The sequence below is a fragment of the Pseudomonas sp. NPDC087614 genome (assembly GCF_044743485.1).
Lineage (GTDB): Bacteria > Pseudomonadota > Gammaproteobacteria > Pseudomonadales > Pseudomonadaceae > Aquipseudomonas > Aquipseudomonas baetica_A.
Genome location: NZ_JBIUWN010000046.1, coordinates 32,502 through 49,120 on the forward strand (window position 1 = coordinate 32,502; position 16,619 = coordinate 49,120).

At 58.4% G+C, this 16,619-nt stretch carries 12 protein-coding genes and 1 pseudogene; 6 read left to right on the forward strand and 7 right to left on the reverse strand.

Annotated elements, in window-relative coordinates:
- Positions 1–95: 95 nt before the first annotated feature.
- Positions 96–173, reverse strand: a pseudogene (locus tag ACIOWA_RS17550) (hypothetical protein); the annotation flags it as partial.
- Between the two features lie 214 nt (positions 174–387).
- On the opposite strand from ACIOWA_RS17550, the gene ACIOWA_RS17555 reads away from it, so the two are divergent.
- On the forward strand, positions 388–2,316 hold the full coding sequence (locus tag ACIOWA_RS17555) for a transglycosylase SLT domain-containing protein (RefSeq protein ID WP_401160966.1): 1,929 nt from the start codon (positions 388–390) through the stop codon (positions 2,314–2,316).
- An 81-nt stretch (positions 2,317–2,397) separates the two neighbouring features.
- On the opposite strand, the gene ACIOWA_RS17560 is transcribed toward ACIOWA_RS17555, so the two are convergent.
- Complete coding sequence (locus tag ACIOWA_RS17560) at positions 2,398–4,179, reverse strand: ABC transporter transmembrane domain-containing protein (protein ID WP_401160968.1); 1,782 nt, start codon at positions 4,177–4,179, stop codon at positions 2,398–2,400.
- A gap of 258 nt (positions 4,180–4,437) precedes the next feature.
- Here ACIOWA_RS17560 and ACIOWA_RS17565 point away from each other — a divergent pair, with 258 nt between their 5' ends.
- Positions 4,438–4,617 (forward strand): PA1571 family protein, encoded by a 180-nt coding sequence (locus tag ACIOWA_RS17565; RefSeq protein WP_339433398.1) that lies wholly within the window; start codon positions 4,438–4,440, stop codon positions 4,615–4,617.
- Between the two features lie 96 nt (positions 4,618–4,713).
- Here ACIOWA_RS17565 and pdxB read toward each other — a convergent pair whose 3' ends face one another.
- Positions 4,714–5,856: a 4-phosphoerythronate dehydrogenase PdxB gene (pdxB, locus tag ACIOWA_RS17570; RefSeq protein WP_339495330.1), complete on the reverse strand. Its 1,143-nt coding sequence runs from the start codon at positions 5,854–5,856 to the stop codon at positions 4,714–4,716.
- Positions 5,857–6,015: 159 nt separating this feature from the next.
- Between pdxB and ACIOWA_RS17575 the strand changes: the two genes are divergently transcribed.
- Complete coding sequence (locus ACIOWA_RS17575; protein WP_339433400.1) at positions 6,016–7,425, forward strand: MATE family efflux transporter; 1,410 nt, start codon at positions 6,016–6,018, stop codon at positions 7,423–7,425.
- Between the two features lie 128 nt (positions 7,426–7,553).
- On the opposite strand, the gene tusA is transcribed toward ACIOWA_RS17575, so the two are convergent.
- On the reverse strand, positions 7,554–7,805 hold the full coding sequence (tusA, locus tag ACIOWA_RS17580) for a sulfurtransferase TusA (protein WP_339433401.1): 252 nt from the start codon (positions 7,803–7,805) through the stop codon (positions 7,554–7,556).
- 67 nt (positions 7,806–7,872) lie between these two features.
- Positions 7,873–8,946, reverse strand: coding sequence for a 23S rRNA (cytidine(2498)-2'-O)-methyltransferase RlmM (rlmM, locus tag ACIOWA_RS17585; protein WP_401160970.1), 1,074 nt, complete (start codon positions 8,944–8,946; stop codon positions 7,873–7,875).
- A gap of 221 nt (positions 8,947–9,167) precedes the next feature.
- On the opposite strand from rlmM, the gene acnA reads away from it, so the two are divergent.
- A complete protein-coding gene (gene acnA, locus ACIOWA_RS17590) occupies positions 9,168–11,909 on the forward strand; it encodes an aconitate hydratase AcnA (RefSeq protein WP_401160972.1) in 2,742 nt (913 codons plus the stop codon).
- 386 nt (positions 11,910–12,295) lie between these two features.
- Here the strand turns inward: acnA and ACIOWA_RS17595 are convergent, their stop codons facing one another.
- A complete protein-coding gene (locus tag ACIOWA_RS17595) occupies positions 12,296–12,784 on the reverse strand; it encodes an SRPBCC family protein (RefSeq protein WP_401160974.1) in 489 nt (162 codons plus the stop codon).
- A 173-nt stretch (positions 12,785–12,957) separates the two neighbouring features.
- On the opposite strand from ACIOWA_RS17595, the gene ACIOWA_RS17600 reads away from it, so the two are divergent.
- Together ACIOWA_RS17600 and ACIOWA_RS17605 are read left to right on the forward strand one after the other, a co-directional pair.
- Complete coding sequence (locus ACIOWA_RS17600; RefSeq protein WP_401160976.1) at positions 12,958–13,878, forward strand: ADP-ribosylglycohydrolase family protein; 921 nt, start codon at positions 12,958–12,960, stop codon at positions 13,876–13,878.
- A 56-nt stretch (positions 13,879–13,934) separates the two neighbouring features.
- Positions 13,935–14,339 carry a lysozyme inhibitor LprI family protein gene (locus ACIOWA_RS17605; protein ID WP_339433405.1) on the forward strand — a complete coding sequence of 135 codons (405 nt, stop codon included), beginning with the start codon at positions 13,935–13,937 and terminating at the stop codon, positions 14,337–14,339.
- A 117-nt stretch (positions 14,340–14,456) separates the two neighbouring features.
- Here ACIOWA_RS17605 and mrdA read toward each other — a convergent pair whose 3' ends face one another.
- A complete protein-coding gene (gene mrdA / locus ACIOWA_RS17610; RefSeq protein ID WP_401160978.1) occupies positions 14,457–16,349 on the reverse strand; it encodes a penicillin-binding protein 2 in 1,893 nt (630 codons plus the stop codon).
- Between the last annotated feature and the right edge of the window lie 270 nt (positions 16,350–16,619).

A 16,619-nucleotide genomic window follows, 5' to 3' on the forward strand; every position in this document is an offset into this window, starting at 1 on the left:
AGGTGATAGTGTTTGTTGTCGCCCTTGAACAGTTTGATCATGCTGTATTTTCCTGTGAGGTAGCGGCCGAGGATGCTCACCCGCTCACCACGGGCGATCTGCCAGGACACCTTGTCCAACAACGGCATCGCGCCGAATGCAAGGGACACATCGCTGAATTTGAGCAGGGTCATGAGCTTCTCCAAAAACCGGGCGCGCATTCTACCTGAGTTAGGGCTTCAGCAGGCCGGCAATTTGTCTGTCGAAGCACTCTGCACAACATTTGTTGCGAACTTGTGCTGTAAGGCCCGCAAAGCTTTCGCCGCTTGCTGGCAAAAGGCTAAGCTACAGACAATTCAGTGCTGATCGAGGTCAGCACTTGTCATGATTTCTCTGCCCGGATGTCTCATGCGCAGTCGCCTTTTCAGTGTTTTTTCCTGTTTCCTACTTACCGCCGCTGCCGTTCAATCCGCCCAGGCGGTGGACCTGTCCACCCAACGCCAGTATTACGATGAAGCCAAACGCGCCCTGGCCAAGGGCGACACCGGTCCGTATTTGCGTTACAGCCAGGCCCTGGCTGATTATCCGCTGGAACCGTATCTGGCTTACGACGAGCTGACCGCACGCCTGAAAACCGCGAGCAACGCGGAAATCGAGAAATTCCTCGCCGAGCACGGCGACCTGCCCCAGGCCAACTGGATGAAGCTGCGCTGGTTGCGCTGGCTCGCCGACCGTGGCGATTGGACAACCTTCGTCAAGTATTACGACCCGAAACTCAATTTCACCGAACTGGACTGCCTCAATGCGCAGTACCAGATCAGCCATAACCAAAAAGCCGAGGGATACGCCAACGCGGACAAGCTCTGGCTCACGGGCAAATCGCAACCTGCTGCGTGTGATGCGCTGTTTGGCATCTGGGCCGCTGACGGTCAGTTGACCGAGCAAAAACGCTGGCAGCGCACCAAGCTTGCAGCTCAGGCCCGCAACTTTGCATTGGCCAACAGCCTGGTGAAAGGCCTGACCACCCTCGCCCCACGCGGTCGTTTGTTGGTGGATGTGGCACAAAAACCCGAGTTACTTAATCAACCATCACGCTTTACCCCCGCCGACGAACCGATGTCCGACGTGGTCAGCCTCGGCCTGCGCCGCCTGGCCCGCCAAGACCCTGACAAAGCCATGGCCTTGCTCGACGGCTACGCCAGCAGCATGCACTTCTCCCGCGATGAAAAAGTCGCGATCGCGCGGGAAATCGGCCTGACCCTGGCCCGGCGCTTCGACAGTCGAGCGCTGGACGTGATGACCAAATACGACCCGGAGCTGCGTGACAACACGGTTTCCGAATGGCGCCTGCGCCTGCTGCTGCGTCTGGCGCGCTGGGACGACGCTTACCAATTGACCCGTCGCTTGCCGCAGGACCTGGCCACCACCAATCGCTGGCGCTACTGGCAAGCCCGCAGCCTGGAACTGGCACAGCCGCAGAACCCGCAAGTGCAGCACCTCTACAAGAGCCTGGCCCAGGAGCGCGACTTCTACGGCTTTCTTGCCGCTGACCGCTCACAGTCGCCTTATTCGCTGAACAACAAACCTTTAGTGCTCAGTCAGGCGCTGATCAACAAAGTACGCAACACCCCCGGCGTGCGGCGTGCGCTGGAATTCCACGCACGGGGACAGATCGTCGACGGCCGTCGCGAGTGGTATTACGTCAGCCGCCACTTCAACCGCGACGAAATGGTCGCCCAGGCGAAACTGGCCTATGACCTGAAATGGTACTTCCCGGCAATACGCACCATCAGTCAGGCGAAATACTGGGACGATCTGGACATCCGCTTCCCGATGGCCCACCGCAATACCCTTGTGCGTGAATCCAAGGTTCGCGGGCTGCATTCGAGTTGGGTGTTCGCGATCACCCGCCAGGAAAGCGCCTTCATGGACGACGCCCGCTCAGGCGTTGGCGCCAGCGGTCTGATGCAACTGATGCCAGCCACCGCCAAGGAAACCGCGCGCAAGTTCAGCATTCCGCTGGCCTCGCCGAAGCAGGTGCTCGATCCGGACAAGAACATCCAGCTCGGCGCGGCTTACCTGAGTCAGGTGCATAGCCAGTTCAACGGCAACCGCGTCCTCGCTTCTGCCGCTTACAACGCCGGTCCCGGCCGTGTACGCCAGTGGTTGCGTGGTGCTGATCACCTGAGCTTCGATGTCTGGGTCGAAAGCATTCCGTTCGACGAAACCCGCCAATACGTGCAGAACGTGTTGTCTTATTCGGTGATCTACGGCCAGAAGCTCAACTCGCCCCAGCCGCTGGTGGATTGGCATGAACGGTATTTTGATGATCAGTGATCACGCAGATCACACCCGGTAAAGAAAATGCCCTTATCGCGAGATAAGGGCATTTTTCATAGCGCTCGACCGTGTCGGTGCTTAGTCGGTCATCACCTGCACGCCATCGTTGAACTGCAACGCCGCCAGCCGTGCATATAGCGGATTACTGGCAATCAATTCCTGATGCGTCCCTACCGCGACCAGTTTGCCCTGGTCCATCACCGCGATCCGGTCGGCGTTCTTCACCGTGGCCAAACGGTGGGCGATCACCAGTGTGGTGCGGTTGTGCATGAGATTGGGCAAGGCTTGCTGGATCAGGTGTTCACTTTGCGCGTCGAGTGCGCTGGTGGCTTCATCCAGCAGCAGGATTGGCGCATCCACCAACAACGCCCGGGCAATGGCCAGACGCTGGCGTTGACCACCGGAAAGCCCAAGACCGCCATCACCCAGATGGGTTTGATAGCCATCAGGCATTTGTTCGATGAAGTCATGGGCGTGGGCAATTCGGGCCGCTTCCTTGACTTGTTCCAGCGTGGCCGATGGGCAGCTATAGCGGATATTTTCCTCCACGCTGCCGAAGAACAGCGCCGGCGTCTGGGAGACCAAAGCAAAACAGCGACGCAGATCCAGCGGATCGAGGCTGGTCAACGGCACCCCATCCAGCAGAATTAGGCCTTCGCGCGGATCGTAAAAGCGCAGCAGCAAGTCATACACCGTGGATTTACCGGCACCGGATGGCCCCACCAGCGCCAGAGTTTCGCCAGCTCTGACGGTAAGATTCAACCCATCGACGGCGTAGCTTTGCGGACGCGAGGGGTAGGAAAACCTTACATCCTGCAGTTCCAGTTCGCCTTTTACTCGCGCCGGCAAGGTCACCAAACCCGTCGCTGGCGGTTGAATGATGTTTTCCGAGCGTAGTAATTCGGCAATCCGTTCAGCGGCACCGGCGGCGCGTTGCAGTTCACCAATCACTTCGCTCAATGTGCCAAAAGCGCTGCCGACAATCAGGCTGTAGAAGACGAACGCCGCCAGTTCACCGGCAGATATCCGCCCTGCAATCACATCCATGCCGCCGACCCACAACATCACCGCTACAGCGCCGAGCACCAGCACGATGACCAGAGTAATCAGCCACGCTCGCTGGAAGATTCGCTTGCGGGCCGTTTCGAAAGCCTGCTCAACCGTCGTCGCAAAGCGCTGTTCATCCTGCGCCTGATGGTTGTAAGCCTGAACGGTTTTGATCTGCCCGAGGGTTTCGGACACGTAGCTACCGATATCGGCAATCCGGTCCTGGCTCTGCCGCGACAGATTGCGCACGCGCCGCCCGAAAATCAGGATCGGCGCAATCACCAGCGGCAAGGCGATCACCACGATGCTGGTGAGTTTGGGGTTGGTGATGAACAGCAGTACAACCCCGCCGATGACCATCAGCAAGTTGCGCAGGAACAGCGACAACGACGAACCGATCACCGACTGCAGCAGAGTCGTGTCAGCCGTCAGGCGTGACTGGATTTCCGAGCTGCGATTGTCCTCGTAAAACCCCGGATGCAGGTAAACCAAATGGTTGAACACCTGCCGGCGGATGTCTGCCACCACTCGCTCACCGATCCACGACACCAGATAGAACCGGGCAAAGGTGCCGACCGCCAGGCCCAACACCAACAGCATGAATATGCCTATGGATTGGTTGAGCAAGTGCGGTGATTGGGTCATGAACCCCTGATCGACCAGCAGTTTGATCCCCTGCCCCAACGACAAGGTAATACCGGCCGTCACGATCAACGCCAGCAGCGCGCCGAAGGCCGGCCAGCGATAAGGGGCGAGAAAACGACTGGTCAGACGCAAGGCGCGCCGGTGTCGAGAGGAAAGCATCGGGATCATTGAGGTTCACGTCTGTGCTGTTGAATAGGGCCAGCCTACATACTCAAATGGGGTGGAACTCTGTAAATCACAATGAGTCAGGTTAAATATGCCCGTGACGACTAGGGCCTAGAGACTATTGGTCTAAAGTCCCGGTTGAGACGAACGGTCATTTCTGGTTGAGTGGAGATGCCGCCCCCGATAAAGCTCAGGGGATTGTCACAGCCCGGTCACGTGGCGGTTCTAACCTAGGCACACAACCTGATGAGGAGACAGGCCATGTCCTTGCAACACAGCAGCAATGACAAGATTGAAGTGATCCGCACCAAGCCCGGCCAGACTCTGGGTTGTTCGATCATTGATAAGGACGGGCGTGAAGTACCGATCACTGAAGACATGATCCAGGACGCTTGCCGCGAGCTGGAGAAGCGATTGATCAAGCCTGCCGAACAAAAGTGATATAGCCACTGTCTTCCTGACCCGGCCCCTCTGGCCGGGTTTTTTATGCGTGGCTGTCAGACCGCAGCTTGCTCGCGAACGGGCCGGTTCGGTGCCCTAGACCGCAACCGCTCCAAGTGCCGCCACGATCTGCCGCAATACAGGCGAATCTCCCTCAATCCGCACCTTCAACCCTTCAATCTCGCGCCGAACCGGATATTGCTTGCGCAGCACATCAAATGCCGCACGCTGTTCAGCGAGATTGCCTACAAGGCTGCGGCGAAAATCCGCATCGTCGCGGCGTGGGTCGTACACGCCACGGCACAACATCGCCAACGCCCAGGCAGGATCGCTGTCGGCCTGCAAGGTGACTTGCGACAACCACGGGGCAGGCAGCAAGTCACTGAGCTGGATGCTCGCAGGCTGCCCGATAAAGTCGCAGTACGCCTGATAGATCTGCGCCGTCCCGCGCTGTTTGCCATCGAGGCTGTACCCGGCAATGTGCGGCGTGGCCAGTACGCAGAGTTCGGCCAGTGCCACATCGACCTCCGGTTCTGCCTCCCAGACATCGAGCACTGCTTGCAGGTCTTCACGCGCCAGCAGCACTTTGCGCAGCGCGGCGTTATCCACCACCGGGCCACGGGCAGCATTGATGAGCCAGGCACCGGGCTTGAGTTGCTGCAAACGCTGTTGATCGAGCAGATGCCAGGTCGCCCCTTCACCGCTGCGGGTCAATGGCGTGTGCAGGCTGATCACATCGCATTGCTCGATGATCTGCTCCAGGCTGACGTAATCGCCCCCCTCGGCGGACTGACGCGGCGGATCGCAGACCTTCACGTTCCAGCCCAGACCTTTAAGGACCGTGATCAGTCGACCACCGACTTCGCCCGCACCCACCACACCGAAGGTTCGCTGAGCCAGATCGACGCCTTCGATTTCGGCCAGCGTCATCAGGCTGCCAAGCACGTAATCGACCACGCCCCGGGCATTACAGCCGGGCGCACTCGACCAGGTGATACCGGCTTGGGCGAAGTATTCAAGATCCAGATGATCAGTGCCTATGGTGCAGGTGCCAACAAAGCGCACCTTACTGCCCTCGAGCAAGGCACGGTTGACGCTGGTCACAGAACGCACCAGCAATACATCGGCCTGTTCAACCGTCGCACGGTCGATGGAACGGCCTGGAACTCGGCGGATTTCACCGAAACCGGCAAAAAAAGCATCGAGCAACGGAATATTTTCGTCGGCAACAATCAGCATGGCGGGCTCCTTTGGCGGATCGGCAGTTTAGGTGCAGACAGGCGGTTGGGCCAGCAGGCTTTGCGCTTACAAATCCGTAACAGAGGATTTTTCCTGACCAAGGCGTCAGCGGCGTAGAATGCGGCGCCCTGCGCATCAATATCTGTGGACGCTTTGCCTGTGAATTCCGTAACTGACCAACCTGTCGCCGTCGCCCTCACCCGTCCCGCCAGGGTTCGCCTGGAGATGAAAAACCTGCTCGCCCTGGCGTTGCCGATCATCATCGCGCAACTGGCAACCACGGCCATGGGTTTCGTCGACACGGTAATGGCCGGTCGCGTCGGCCCGGGGGATCTGGCGGCGGTGGCCTTGGGCAACTCGATCTGGGTACCGGTCTTCCTGCTGATGACCGGCACCCTGCTGGCGACCACGCCGAAAGTCGCCCAGCGCTTCGGCGCCGGCACTCACAGCGAGATCGGCCCGGTTGTGCGACAGGCATTGTGGCTGGCGTTGGCAGTAGGGTTAATTGCGACCGTAATGCTGCTCGGCGCCGAGCCGATCCTGCATCTGATGAACGTCGATCCCGAGCTGATTGGCCCTTGCATGCAGTATTTGCACGGCATCGCCAGCGGGCTGCCGGCGGTGGCGTTTTATCATGTACTGCGCTGCTTCAGTGATGGCCTGGGCCGCACGCGGCCGGCGATGGTGTTGGGCTTGTGCGGCCTGGCGCTCAATATCCCGCTGAACTACATCTTCATCTACGGCCACTTCGGCGTGCCGGCCATGGGCGGCGTCGGCTGCGGTTGGGCCACGGCGATCGTGATGTGGGTGATGGCGCTGGGGCTGGCCGGTTACGAGCGCTGGGCGCCAGCCTATCGTTCAAGCGAACTGTTCAGCCGTTTCGATTGGCCACAGTGGGCGGTCATCAAACGTCTGCTGGCGATCGGCCTGCCGATCGGTATCGCCGTGTTTGCCGAGTCGAGCATTTTCGCGGTCATCGCGCTACTGATCGGCAGCCTCGGCGCTACCGTGGTGGCCGGGCACCAGATTGCACTCAACGTCAGCTCGCTGGTGTTCATGATTCCTTACTCACTGGGCATGGCAGTTACCGTGCGCGTGGGCCAGGCTCTGGGCCGGGAAGAACCGCGTGAAGCGCGTTTTGCGGCGGGCGTCGGCATGGGGACCGCATTGGCCTACGCCTGCTTGTCGGCGAGCATGATGTTGCTGTTGCGCGAGCCGATTGCGGCGATCTACACCGCTGACCCGACGGTGATTCACATCGCCGCGATGCTGATTGTGTATTCGGCGCTGTTTCAGTTTTCCGACGCGATCCAGGTCACCGCCGCCGGCGCGCTGCGTGGTTATCAGGACACACGCGTAACGATGATCCTGACCCTGTTCGCCTATTGGGGCATCGGCCTGCCGGTGGGTTACGCCCTCGGCCTGACAGATTGGCTCGGCGCGCCTCGTGGCCCGAGCGGTTTGTGGCAAGGTTTGATCGTCGGCCTGAGTTGCGCGGCGTTCATGTTGTCGATTCGTCTGACCCGCAGTGCGCGCAAGCGTATCCGAATCAGCCGTTCGCTGGGCTAAGTCCACTTAAACCAAAAAAATGTGGGAGCGGGCTTGCTCGCGAAAGCGGTATCTCAGTCGCCCTTGCAGGTGACTGAAAAACTGCATTCGCGAGCAAGCCCGCTCCCACATTGGGTTTGGCCTGAGGCTCAGGCGTGCTTCTTGCGAATCCAGTACAGGTAAGTACCAGCCTCTTCATGCTGGCTAACCAGTTCATGGTCGAGAAACACACAGAACTTGGGGATATCGCGCTTGGTCGACGGATCGGTGGCGATCACCTTGAGCAGGCCGCCGGGTGCCAGATCACGGATGTGCTGATGCAGCATCATCACCGGCTCCGGGCAATTGAGGCCCGTGGCATCGAGGGTACCGTCGACCGGCATGTCGATCATTTCACTCATGATTCACTCCTGAAACTGGCCGGCATTGTCGCGCATTGCCGGGTATATCGTCTAACCCTGTGGTGCTTCAGCGGGATTTGGGTTTTTTAACGTCATGCCGACGCAAGTGGCACGTGACCTCTTCGCGATCGTGATACAGCTGCTTGCAGCCGATATCAACCTTGATGCCGCGCGCCTTGAAACCATCGGCAATGCGCTCAAGCAGACGCTTCACTTCGGCATAACGCTGTTTCATCGGCAGCTTCAGGTTCACGACCGCCTCACGGCAATGCCCCTCGCCGATCCACTCTTCGAGCATCGCCGCGTTACGCGCCGGTTTCTCGACGATGTCGCAAACCATCCAGTCCACCGGTTGCTTGGGCTTGAAGGTAAAACCGTCAGCCATCAAATGCTGCACCAAACCCGTGTCCATCAGACTTTCGGCCATCGGACCGTTGTCGATGGCGGTCACCAGCATGCCGCGATTGACCAGTTGCCAGGTCCAGCCACCCGGCGCGGCGCCGAGATCGACGCCGGTCATGTCGCTGTGTAGACGATCTTCCCACTGATCACGCGGGATGAAGTGGTGCCAGGCCTCTTCCAGCTTCAGTGTCGAACGGCTTGGCGCCTCACGCGGAAACTTCAAACGAGGGATACCCATCGGCCACATCGCCGAGTTACCCGCGTCCGCCATACCGAGAAAAACTTCGCGGCCGCTCTTGAAGGTCAGCAACAGACGCGGCTTGCTGGCGTCTTCCACCAGTTTGCCGGCGCCGGTCAACGCTTTACGCAGCGGGCCTTCGAACTTCTTGCAGAAATTCGACAGTTCCTTGCCGTCGTTGGTGTCGACGACTTCCAGCCAAAGGCTGCCGCACACCGGGAAATCGGCCATGTGCGCGAGGATCACGCTGATACGGTCGGTTTCAGGCAGATCGATGAAAACGCCACGCGCCCATTGGCGCGGGAAGATCAGCTCGGCAAAACGCTGACCACGCATCAGGCGCTCGGCGCCGTCTTCTTCGGTGCAGACAAACTCGGCGCAGGCGGTGGCCGTTTTGGCTTTGGCGTAACCGGCCACGTTGAGTTGGGCGGCGAGGTCGGAAATCTCCGAGCAGACTTCGCCTTCGAAACCTGGCCGGCAATGCATGAATAGGGTGTTCATTCTTACTCCTGGGCAGAGGGCGGACATTCGGCCCCTGCGCGATGCTCAGGCCTTGCGTTGCGGCAAAGCCTGTCACGAAAACCGGCGCATGATAGCCGATGTCGGAACCTTGGACTTCGTCATAGAGTCCAGTTATTAGCCAGCTAATGAAAACAGGGCTAGTTTTAAAGCTCTATTCGTCCCCCGATCCGTAGCCGTGCGGATTCAAAGGAGTGATCGTAATGCCGTCCCTCGATAGTCTGAAGACGCTTAAAACACTGCAAATCGACGATAAGACCTACCACTATTTCAGCCTGCCGGATGCTGCCAAAAGCCTTGGCAACATCGACAAGCTACCGATGTCGCTGAAAGTGCTGCTGGAAAACCTGCTGCGCTGGGAAGATGAAAAAACCGTCACCGGCGCCGACCTCAGAGCGATTGCCGCCTGGCTCAAGGAGCGCCGCTCCGACCGCGAGATCCAGTACCGCCCGGCCCGGGTATTGATGCAGGATTTTACCGGTGTACCGGCCGTGGTCGATCTCGCCGCGATGCGCGCCGCCATGGCCAAGGCCGGTGGTGATCCGCAGCGGATCAATCCGCTGTCGCCGGTGGACCTGGTGATCGACCATTCGGTAATGGTCGACAAATTCGCCACCGCCAGCGCTTTCGAGCAGAACGTCGACATCGAAATGCAGCGCAACGGTGAGCGTTACGCCTTCCTGCGTTGGGGCCAGAGCGCTTTCGACAACTTCAGCGTGGTGCCGCCGGGCACCGGGATCTGTCACCAGGTCAACCTCGAATACCTCGGCCGCACGGTGTGGACCAAAGATGAAGACGGTCGTACCTATGCCTTCCCTGATACGCTGGTGGGCACCGACTCCCACACCACCATGATCAATGGCCTTGGCGTGCTGGGCTGGGGTGTCGGCGGGATCGAAGCCGAAGCGGCGATGCTTGGGCAACCGGTGTCAATGCTGATTCCGGAAGTGGTCGGTTTCAAACTGACCGGCAAACTCAAGGAAGGCATCACCGCGACCGACCTGGTGCTGACCGTCACGCAAATGCTGCGCAAGAAAGGTGTGGTGGGCAAATTCGTCGAGTTCTATGGCGACGGCCTCGCCGACCTGCCGCTGGCTGACCGCGCGACCATCGCCAACATGGCTCCGGAATATGGCGCAACGTGCGGTTTCTTCCCGGTCGATGACGTGACCCTGGAATACCTGCGCCTGTCCGGACGCCCCCCGCACGTGGTGAAACTGGTCGAGGCTTACACCAAGACTCAGGGGTTGTGGCGTCTACCCGGTCAGGAGCCGGAGTTCACCGACAGCCTGGCGCTGGACATGGGTGGCGTCGAAGCGAGCCTCGCCGGGCCAAAACGACCGCAGGATCGCGTTTCATTACCCAACGTTGCGCAAGCCTTCAGCGACTTCCTCGACCTGCAATTCAAACCCACCAGTAAAGAAGAAGGACGTCTTGAAAGCGAAGGTGGCGGCGGCGTGGCCGTGGGCAATGCCGATCTCATCGGCGAAACGGAGTACGAATACGAGGGGCGCACCTATCGACTGAAAAACGGCGCGGTGGTTATCGCCGCCATCACCTCGTGTACCAACACCTCAAACCCGAGTGTGATGATGGCCGCCGGGCTCTTGGCCAAAAAAGCCGCGGAGAAGGGGCTGACCCGTAAACCGTGGGTGAAGAGTTCGCTGGCGCCGGGCTCGAAAGTGGTTACCGATTACTACAAGGCGGCGGGACTGACGCAATACCTCGACCAGCTTGGCTTTTCGCTGGTGGGTTACGGTTGCACCACCTGCATCGGCAACTCCGGCCCGCTGCCAGAGCCGATCGAGAAAGCCATTCAGAAAGCAGACCTTGCTGTCGCTTCGGTGCTGTCCGGCAACCGCAACTTCGAAGGTCGGGTGCATCCATTGGTGAAAACCAACTGGCTGGCCTCACCACCGCTGGTGGTGGCTTACGCGCTGGCCGGCACTGTTCGTACCGATATCAGCAGCGAACCGTTGGGCAATGATCCACAAGGCAATCCGGTGTATCTGCGCGATATCTGGCCGAGTAGCCAGGAAATCGCCGACGCGGTGAATCAGGTCAACACCGCGATGTTCCACAAGGAATACGCCGAAGTGTTTGCCGGCGACGAACAGTGGCAAGCCATCGAGGTGCCACAAGCGGCAACTTATGTGTGGCAGGACGATTCGACCTACATCCAGCATCCGCCGTTTTTCGACGAGATTTCTGGCCCACTGCCAGAGATCAAGGATGTAAAAGGCGCGCGGGTGTTGGCTTTGCTCGGCGATTCGGTGACCACCGACCACATCTCCCCTGCCGGCAACATCAAGACCGACAGCCCGGCCGGGCGTTACCTGCGCGAAAAAGGCGTGGAACCGCGGGACTTCAACTCCTACGGCTCGCGGCGCGGCAACCATGAAGTGATGATGCGCGGCACCTTTGCCAACATCCGCATCCGCAACGAGATGCTCGGCGGTGAAGAAGGCGGCAACACGATCTACATGCCCACGGGTGAGAAACTGGCGATCTACGACGCGGCCATGAAATATCAGGCTTCGGGAACACCCTTGGTGGTGATTGCCGGACAGGAATACGGTACCGGCTCCAGCCGTGACTGGGCGGCTAAAGGCACCAACCTGTTGGGCGTCAAAGCGGTGATTGCCGAAAGTTTCGAGCGCATCCACCGCTCCAATCTGGTGGGCATGGGCGTATTGCCGCTGCAATTCAAGCTCGATCAAAACCGCAAGAGCCTGCACCTGACCGGCAAGGAAACCTTCGAGATTAAGGGCCTGAGTGGCATTGAGCTGACGCCGCGGATGAATCTGCCGCTGGTGATCACCCGTGAAGACGGGCAGCAGGAGAAAATCGACGTGCTGTGCCGCATCGATACCTTGAATGAAGTGGAGTACTTCAAGGCGGGCGGGATCCTGCATTACGTGCTGCGGCAGCTTATCGCCTCTTGATCCACACCGTACCTGCTGGGGGGAGCTTGCTCTCTCCCCACAGTGGGTCATACCGGCACTTTTTTACGGACGAAAAAAAACCCGCCGAAGCGGGTTTTTCCCAAGACCATTATCGACTCCCTGTCGGCAGCGATCCTTGCAATGGTCGATCATCCGTGATCCTGAAGTACTCCCTGTGCTTCAGTTGATGTGTGTAGATTACGCGTGGGATCCAATCGGCAATAGTCGACATAGCTACCATCGCGTGTAGGACATTCGCTATACGACCCCTTCCGAAAACCCTTAGACGTGTCAGGCGCGGGGCTTCAAATCCGCAATGTGTTCGACTTCCAGCGGCCCATAGGCGTATTCCGGCAGAAACCATACAGCAGCCAACACCCCCAACCTCATCCACCTGCCCCCTGACGAGCCCTGGCACTGTCGATAAGAAAGTGTTCAAGGCGGCTCAACTGTTCTTCCCAGCCACGGCTGTCCATGTAATAAGCCTCCTTCTGACGAATATCCGGAATGTGCGCAAAACCTGACTCTGACACCTTCAGCAAGGTGCCTTCCTCGTAATCTTGCAGCTCAAACTTGACCAGCGTGGTGGGCTCTTGGGAATAGTCGATCTTTGGATTGACCGCATACGGATGCCAGCGGAATGAAAATAGTTGCTGCGGCTCGACTCGCTCGACCAGCACATTCCATAAAACGTGCTCAAAACCCGGATACGTGACTTGCCCTTGCGTCCATTCGCCGGCAATAAAACGCCTGCCTTCCAGTGCCACCCCAAACCACTGGCCAAACGCCTCGGCATCGACCAATGCACGCCAGACATGAGAACGTGGCGCCCTGAGCATGATTTTGCGTTCGAAACTATTGGGTACTGGTTTCATACGTCACCTCCTGTTCTGAACAGTAGGCTTGTATGACCACATGTCCAACCTGAAGTTGTATCAAAGCAGTGCAGCGGTTCATCTGCAATGACACATCCGGCAGCGTTTCAAGCGCCTCTGAACGGTTGAAACTGATACCTTTTCCCGGGAATTGAACGAAGCAAGGAAGAGTCATGCAGCCATCCCTCACCGAACGTTATCGCGGCGCCCTGCTGGGCCTGGCTTGCGGCGACGCGGTCGGCACCACGGTTGAGTTCAAACCGCGCGGTTCATTCCAACCATTGACTGACATGCTCGGTGGTGGTCCTTTCCACTTGAAACCGGGGCAATGGACGGATGACACATCGATGGTTCTGTGCCTGGCGGAAAGTCTGCTGAGTAAAAACGGTTTCGATGCCACAGACCAGATGGGCCGCTATCTCAACTGGTGGAAATGGGGTTACCTCAGTTCGACCGGCGAATGTTTTGATATTGGCATGACCGTCAGTCAGGCGCTCTCGCATTATCAGCAAACAGGTGAACCCTTTGCTGGATCAACCGACCCGCACACCGCTGGTAATGGCTCCCTGATGCGGCTGGCACCGGTGGTGCTGTTTTACTTTCCTGACGTTGAACTGGTGCGAAAGTTTGCCGCCGACAGCTCGCGAACAACCCATGCAGCGCCTGAAGCTATCGAATGCTGCTTACTATTTGCCGAACTGATCGGCAAAACCCTGCTCGGAACAGCGAAAAACATCTTGCTCGAGCACGCCCTCACGACCTTCACACAACCCAAAGTCGTTGCGCTGGCCCGAGGTGAATACCTCGACAAACCGGCAAACGAAATACGCGGTAGCGGCTACAGCGTCGAGTCATTGGAAGCAGCATTGTGGTGCTTTCATCACACCGACAGTTTTTCAGAGGCGATCCTGCAAGCCGCGAATCTGGGCGATGATGCCGACACCACCGCCGCGATCGTTGGCCAGTTGGCCGGTGCCTTCTACGGCGTCGGGGCCATTCCTGCCAAATGGCTGGAACTGCTGCATGAAGGCGAGGAGATTACAGCGACCGCAGACCGCTTGCTTGAAGCCTCCAGACAACGAGCACCTGAATAGGAACCACGCAGTCGCTACACTACTCTGCACTTTCATCCGACATAACGAGAACTCCCATGTCCCCACGCCTGCTCCTGGCCCTGATGCCATTTCTGTTCACCCCCCTCGCCCACGCCGCCGTCGACTGTGCCAACGCCAGCGATCAGGCGACGATGAATCAATGCGCCGGCCAGGACTTCAAAGCGGCGGACAAAGAACTGAACACCGTATATCAGCAGATCACCGGGCGCTTGAAGGACAATCCGGATAGCAAGAAGCTGTTGGTCAATGCGCAAAGGGCGTGGATCGGGTTTCGCGATGCCGAGTGCGCGTTTTCGTCATCCGGGGTGGCGGGCGGCAGCGTTTACCCGCTGATTTACAGTAGCTGCATGACGGCCGTGACCAAAGTCCGGGTTGAGGCGCTGAAGCAATATTTGAAGTGTGAAGAAGGTGACATGGGTTGCCCGGTCCCCGGGGCCTGATGCGTGTAGTGAGGATTTTTTGCGCAATAACTGTGCCGCCGCGCGGAAACGGTATTGCTCGACAGCTTCCAGCACATGCTCAGCCTGCGAGAGCCTGTGCTGTCTAGCTGCTGCCGGTTAAACGTGCGGATTGCCCGGTGCTTTGGTCGGCGCGGCGTATTGCGGCTTAAGATGACCATCCTGATCAAGTAGCCAGGCGTCCATGATCTGCCGTACCACGGGACCGGCGACACGACCACCGGCTTCGCCGTTTTCGATCATCACCGAAACCGCAATCTTAGGATCTTCAGCCGGCGCAAAACCGACGAACAAGGCATTGTCGCGGTGGCGTTCGAGGGTCTTCTCACGGTTATAGCGCTCACCTTGCTTGATCGCCACCACCTGTGCCGTGCCGCTCTTGCCGGCGATTCGATATTGCGCACCTGCTGCCGCCGCGCGAGCAATGCCGCGGGGAGCGTGCATCACCATCTGCATGCCGTGGTTGACCTGCTCCCAGTCGCGCGGGTCCTTGAGCACGATATTCGGCATCGGATGCTCATCGACCGGTGCCACACCATCGACAGTCTTGGCCAAGTGCGGTCGGTTCCACACGCCTTTGTTTGCGATCAACGCGGTCGCCTGCGCCAGTTGCAAAGGTGTGACCTGCATGTAGCCTTGACCAATACCGAGGATGACCGTTTCGCCCGGGTACCAGGCCTGCCGCCGTGTCGCGCGCTTCCAGGCTTGAGATGGCATCAGACCGGGGGATTCTTCGAACATATCCAGCGAGACTTTCTCACCCAGGCCGAACATCGCCATGTAGTCGTGCAGGCGATCAATGCCGAGCTTGTGCGCCAGATCATAGAAGTAGGTGTCATTGGAGCGCATGATCGCTGCGTCCATGTCGACCCAACCGTCACCGCTGTGGTTCCAGTTTCGGTACTTGTGATCGTAGTCCGGGAGTTGGTAGTAGCCCGGATCGAACACGCGGGTCTGCGGCGTGACAACGCCCGCATCGAGACCGGCGATCGCGACTTCCGGCTTGATCGTCGAGCCCGGCGCGTACAAGCCTCGAAGTACACGGTTGAATAGCGGCCGATCAATGGAGTCACGGAGCGCCGAATACTCCTTGGAGCTGATGCCAGTAACGAACAGGTTAGGGTCAAAACTCGGGTTGCTGACCATGGCTAACACCTCGCCACTGCTCGGATCAAGCGCCACGACGGAACCGCGGCGATCCCCCAAAGCAGCTTCGGCAGCTTCCTGCAATTTGACGTCGAGGCTCAGGACTATGTTTTTGCCCGGCACGGGATCTGTATGTTTGAGTACCCGTAGCACTCGGCCTTGAGCGTTGGTTTCCACTTCCTCATAACCGACGTGACCGTGCAGTTGCGCTTCATAGAAGCGTTCGATACCGGTTTTGCCGATGGATTGGGTGCCGCGGTATTCCACCGAGTCGAGGGTCTTGGATTCTTTTTCATTGATGCGGCCGACATAACCAATTGAGTGAGCGAAGTGCATGCCGAATGGGTAATGTCGAACGAACTGTGGCTCTACATCCAGGCCAGGCAAACGGAACTCATTGACCGCCAACACAGCGATTTGTTCTTCCGTCAGCTCATAGAACAGCGTTACCGGGGTGAACGGGTGGTGGGACTGCTTCAGCGCCTTGTCGAATACCGTCCGATCTTCCGCAGGTAGGTGTAAGAGATTGATAACCTCGTCCAACTCCTGATTGACGTTGGTGGCACGTTCGCGAGTGATGCTCAGGTTGTAACTGGGACGGTTATCTGCCAATAGCACGCCATTGCGGTCGTAGATCAGTCCGCGTGTGGGCGGGATCGGCAAAACATGGACGCGGTTGTTTTCTGAAATGGTTGAGTGGTAGTCGAACTCGACTACTTGCAGGATGTAAAGGCGCACCACCAGCGCACAGCTAATGACGAAGACGAAAAAGGCGCAGGCGATCAACCTTTTGTTGACCAGCCGCGCCTCTTTCTCGTGATCCTTGATCGGGATTGGTTCAGGCATTTCCACAGCAACTCTTTGACATAAATGAGTGCCGCTCCCTAGGCATGGCATCAGTCCGTGAAAAAAAGAGCTGCACCATACCAAAAACTGCCCGGTCACTTCATAACGTTTTTCCCCCAACAGAAGCTCTTGTAACAGCTAGGGGATCAACGGGCCTGAAAACTTTCCTGCGGGCAAAACAAAACCCCAACTGCTTTCGCAATTGGGGTTTCGGAATTTAATCTTGACGATGACCTACTCTCACATGGGGAAACCCCACACTACCATCGG

Coding starts and splice junctions, on each gene's coding strand:
- ACIOWA_RS17600 (WP_401160976.1), top strand. CDS start 12,958: ATGCAGCCATCCCTCACCGAACGTTATCGCGGCGCCCTGCTGGGCCTG.
- ACIOWA_RS17565 (WP_339433398.1), top strand. CDS start 4,438: ATGTCCTTGCAACACAGCAGCAATGACAAGATTGAAGTGATCCGCACC.
- ACIOWA_RS17595 (WP_401160974.1), bottom strand. CDS start 12,784: ATGAAACCAGTACCCAATAGTTTCGAACGCAAAATCATGCTCAGGGCG.
- pdxB (WP_339495330.1), bottom strand. CDS start 5,856: ATGCTGATTGTTGCCGACGAAAATATTCCGTTGCTCGATGCTTTTTTT.
- rlmM (WP_401160970.1), bottom strand. CDS start 8,946: ATGAACACCCTATTCATGCATTGCCGGCCAGGTTTCGAAGGCGAAGTC.
- ACIOWA_RS17555 (WP_401160966.1), top strand. CDS start 388: ATGCGCAGTCGCCTTTTCAGTGTTTTTTCCTGTTTCCTACTTACCGCC.
- ACIOWA_RS17605 (WP_339433405.1), top strand. CDS start 13,935: ATGTCCCCACGCCTGCTCCTGGCCCTGATGCCATTTCTGTTCACCCCC.
- acnA (WP_401160972.1), top strand. CDS start 9,168: ATGCCGTCCCTCGATAGTCTGAAGACGCTTAAAACACTGCAAATCGAC.
- tusA (WP_339433401.1), bottom strand. CDS start 7,805: ATGAGTGAAATGATCGACATGCCGGTCGACGGTACCCTCGATGCCACG.
- mrdA (WP_401160978.1), bottom strand. CDS start 16,349: ATGCCTGAACCAATCCCGATCAAGGATCACGAGAAAGAGGCGCGGCTG.
- ACIOWA_RS17560 (WP_401160968.1), bottom strand. CDS start 4,179: ATGATCCCGATGCTTTCCTCTCGACACCGGCGCGCCTTGCGTCTGACC.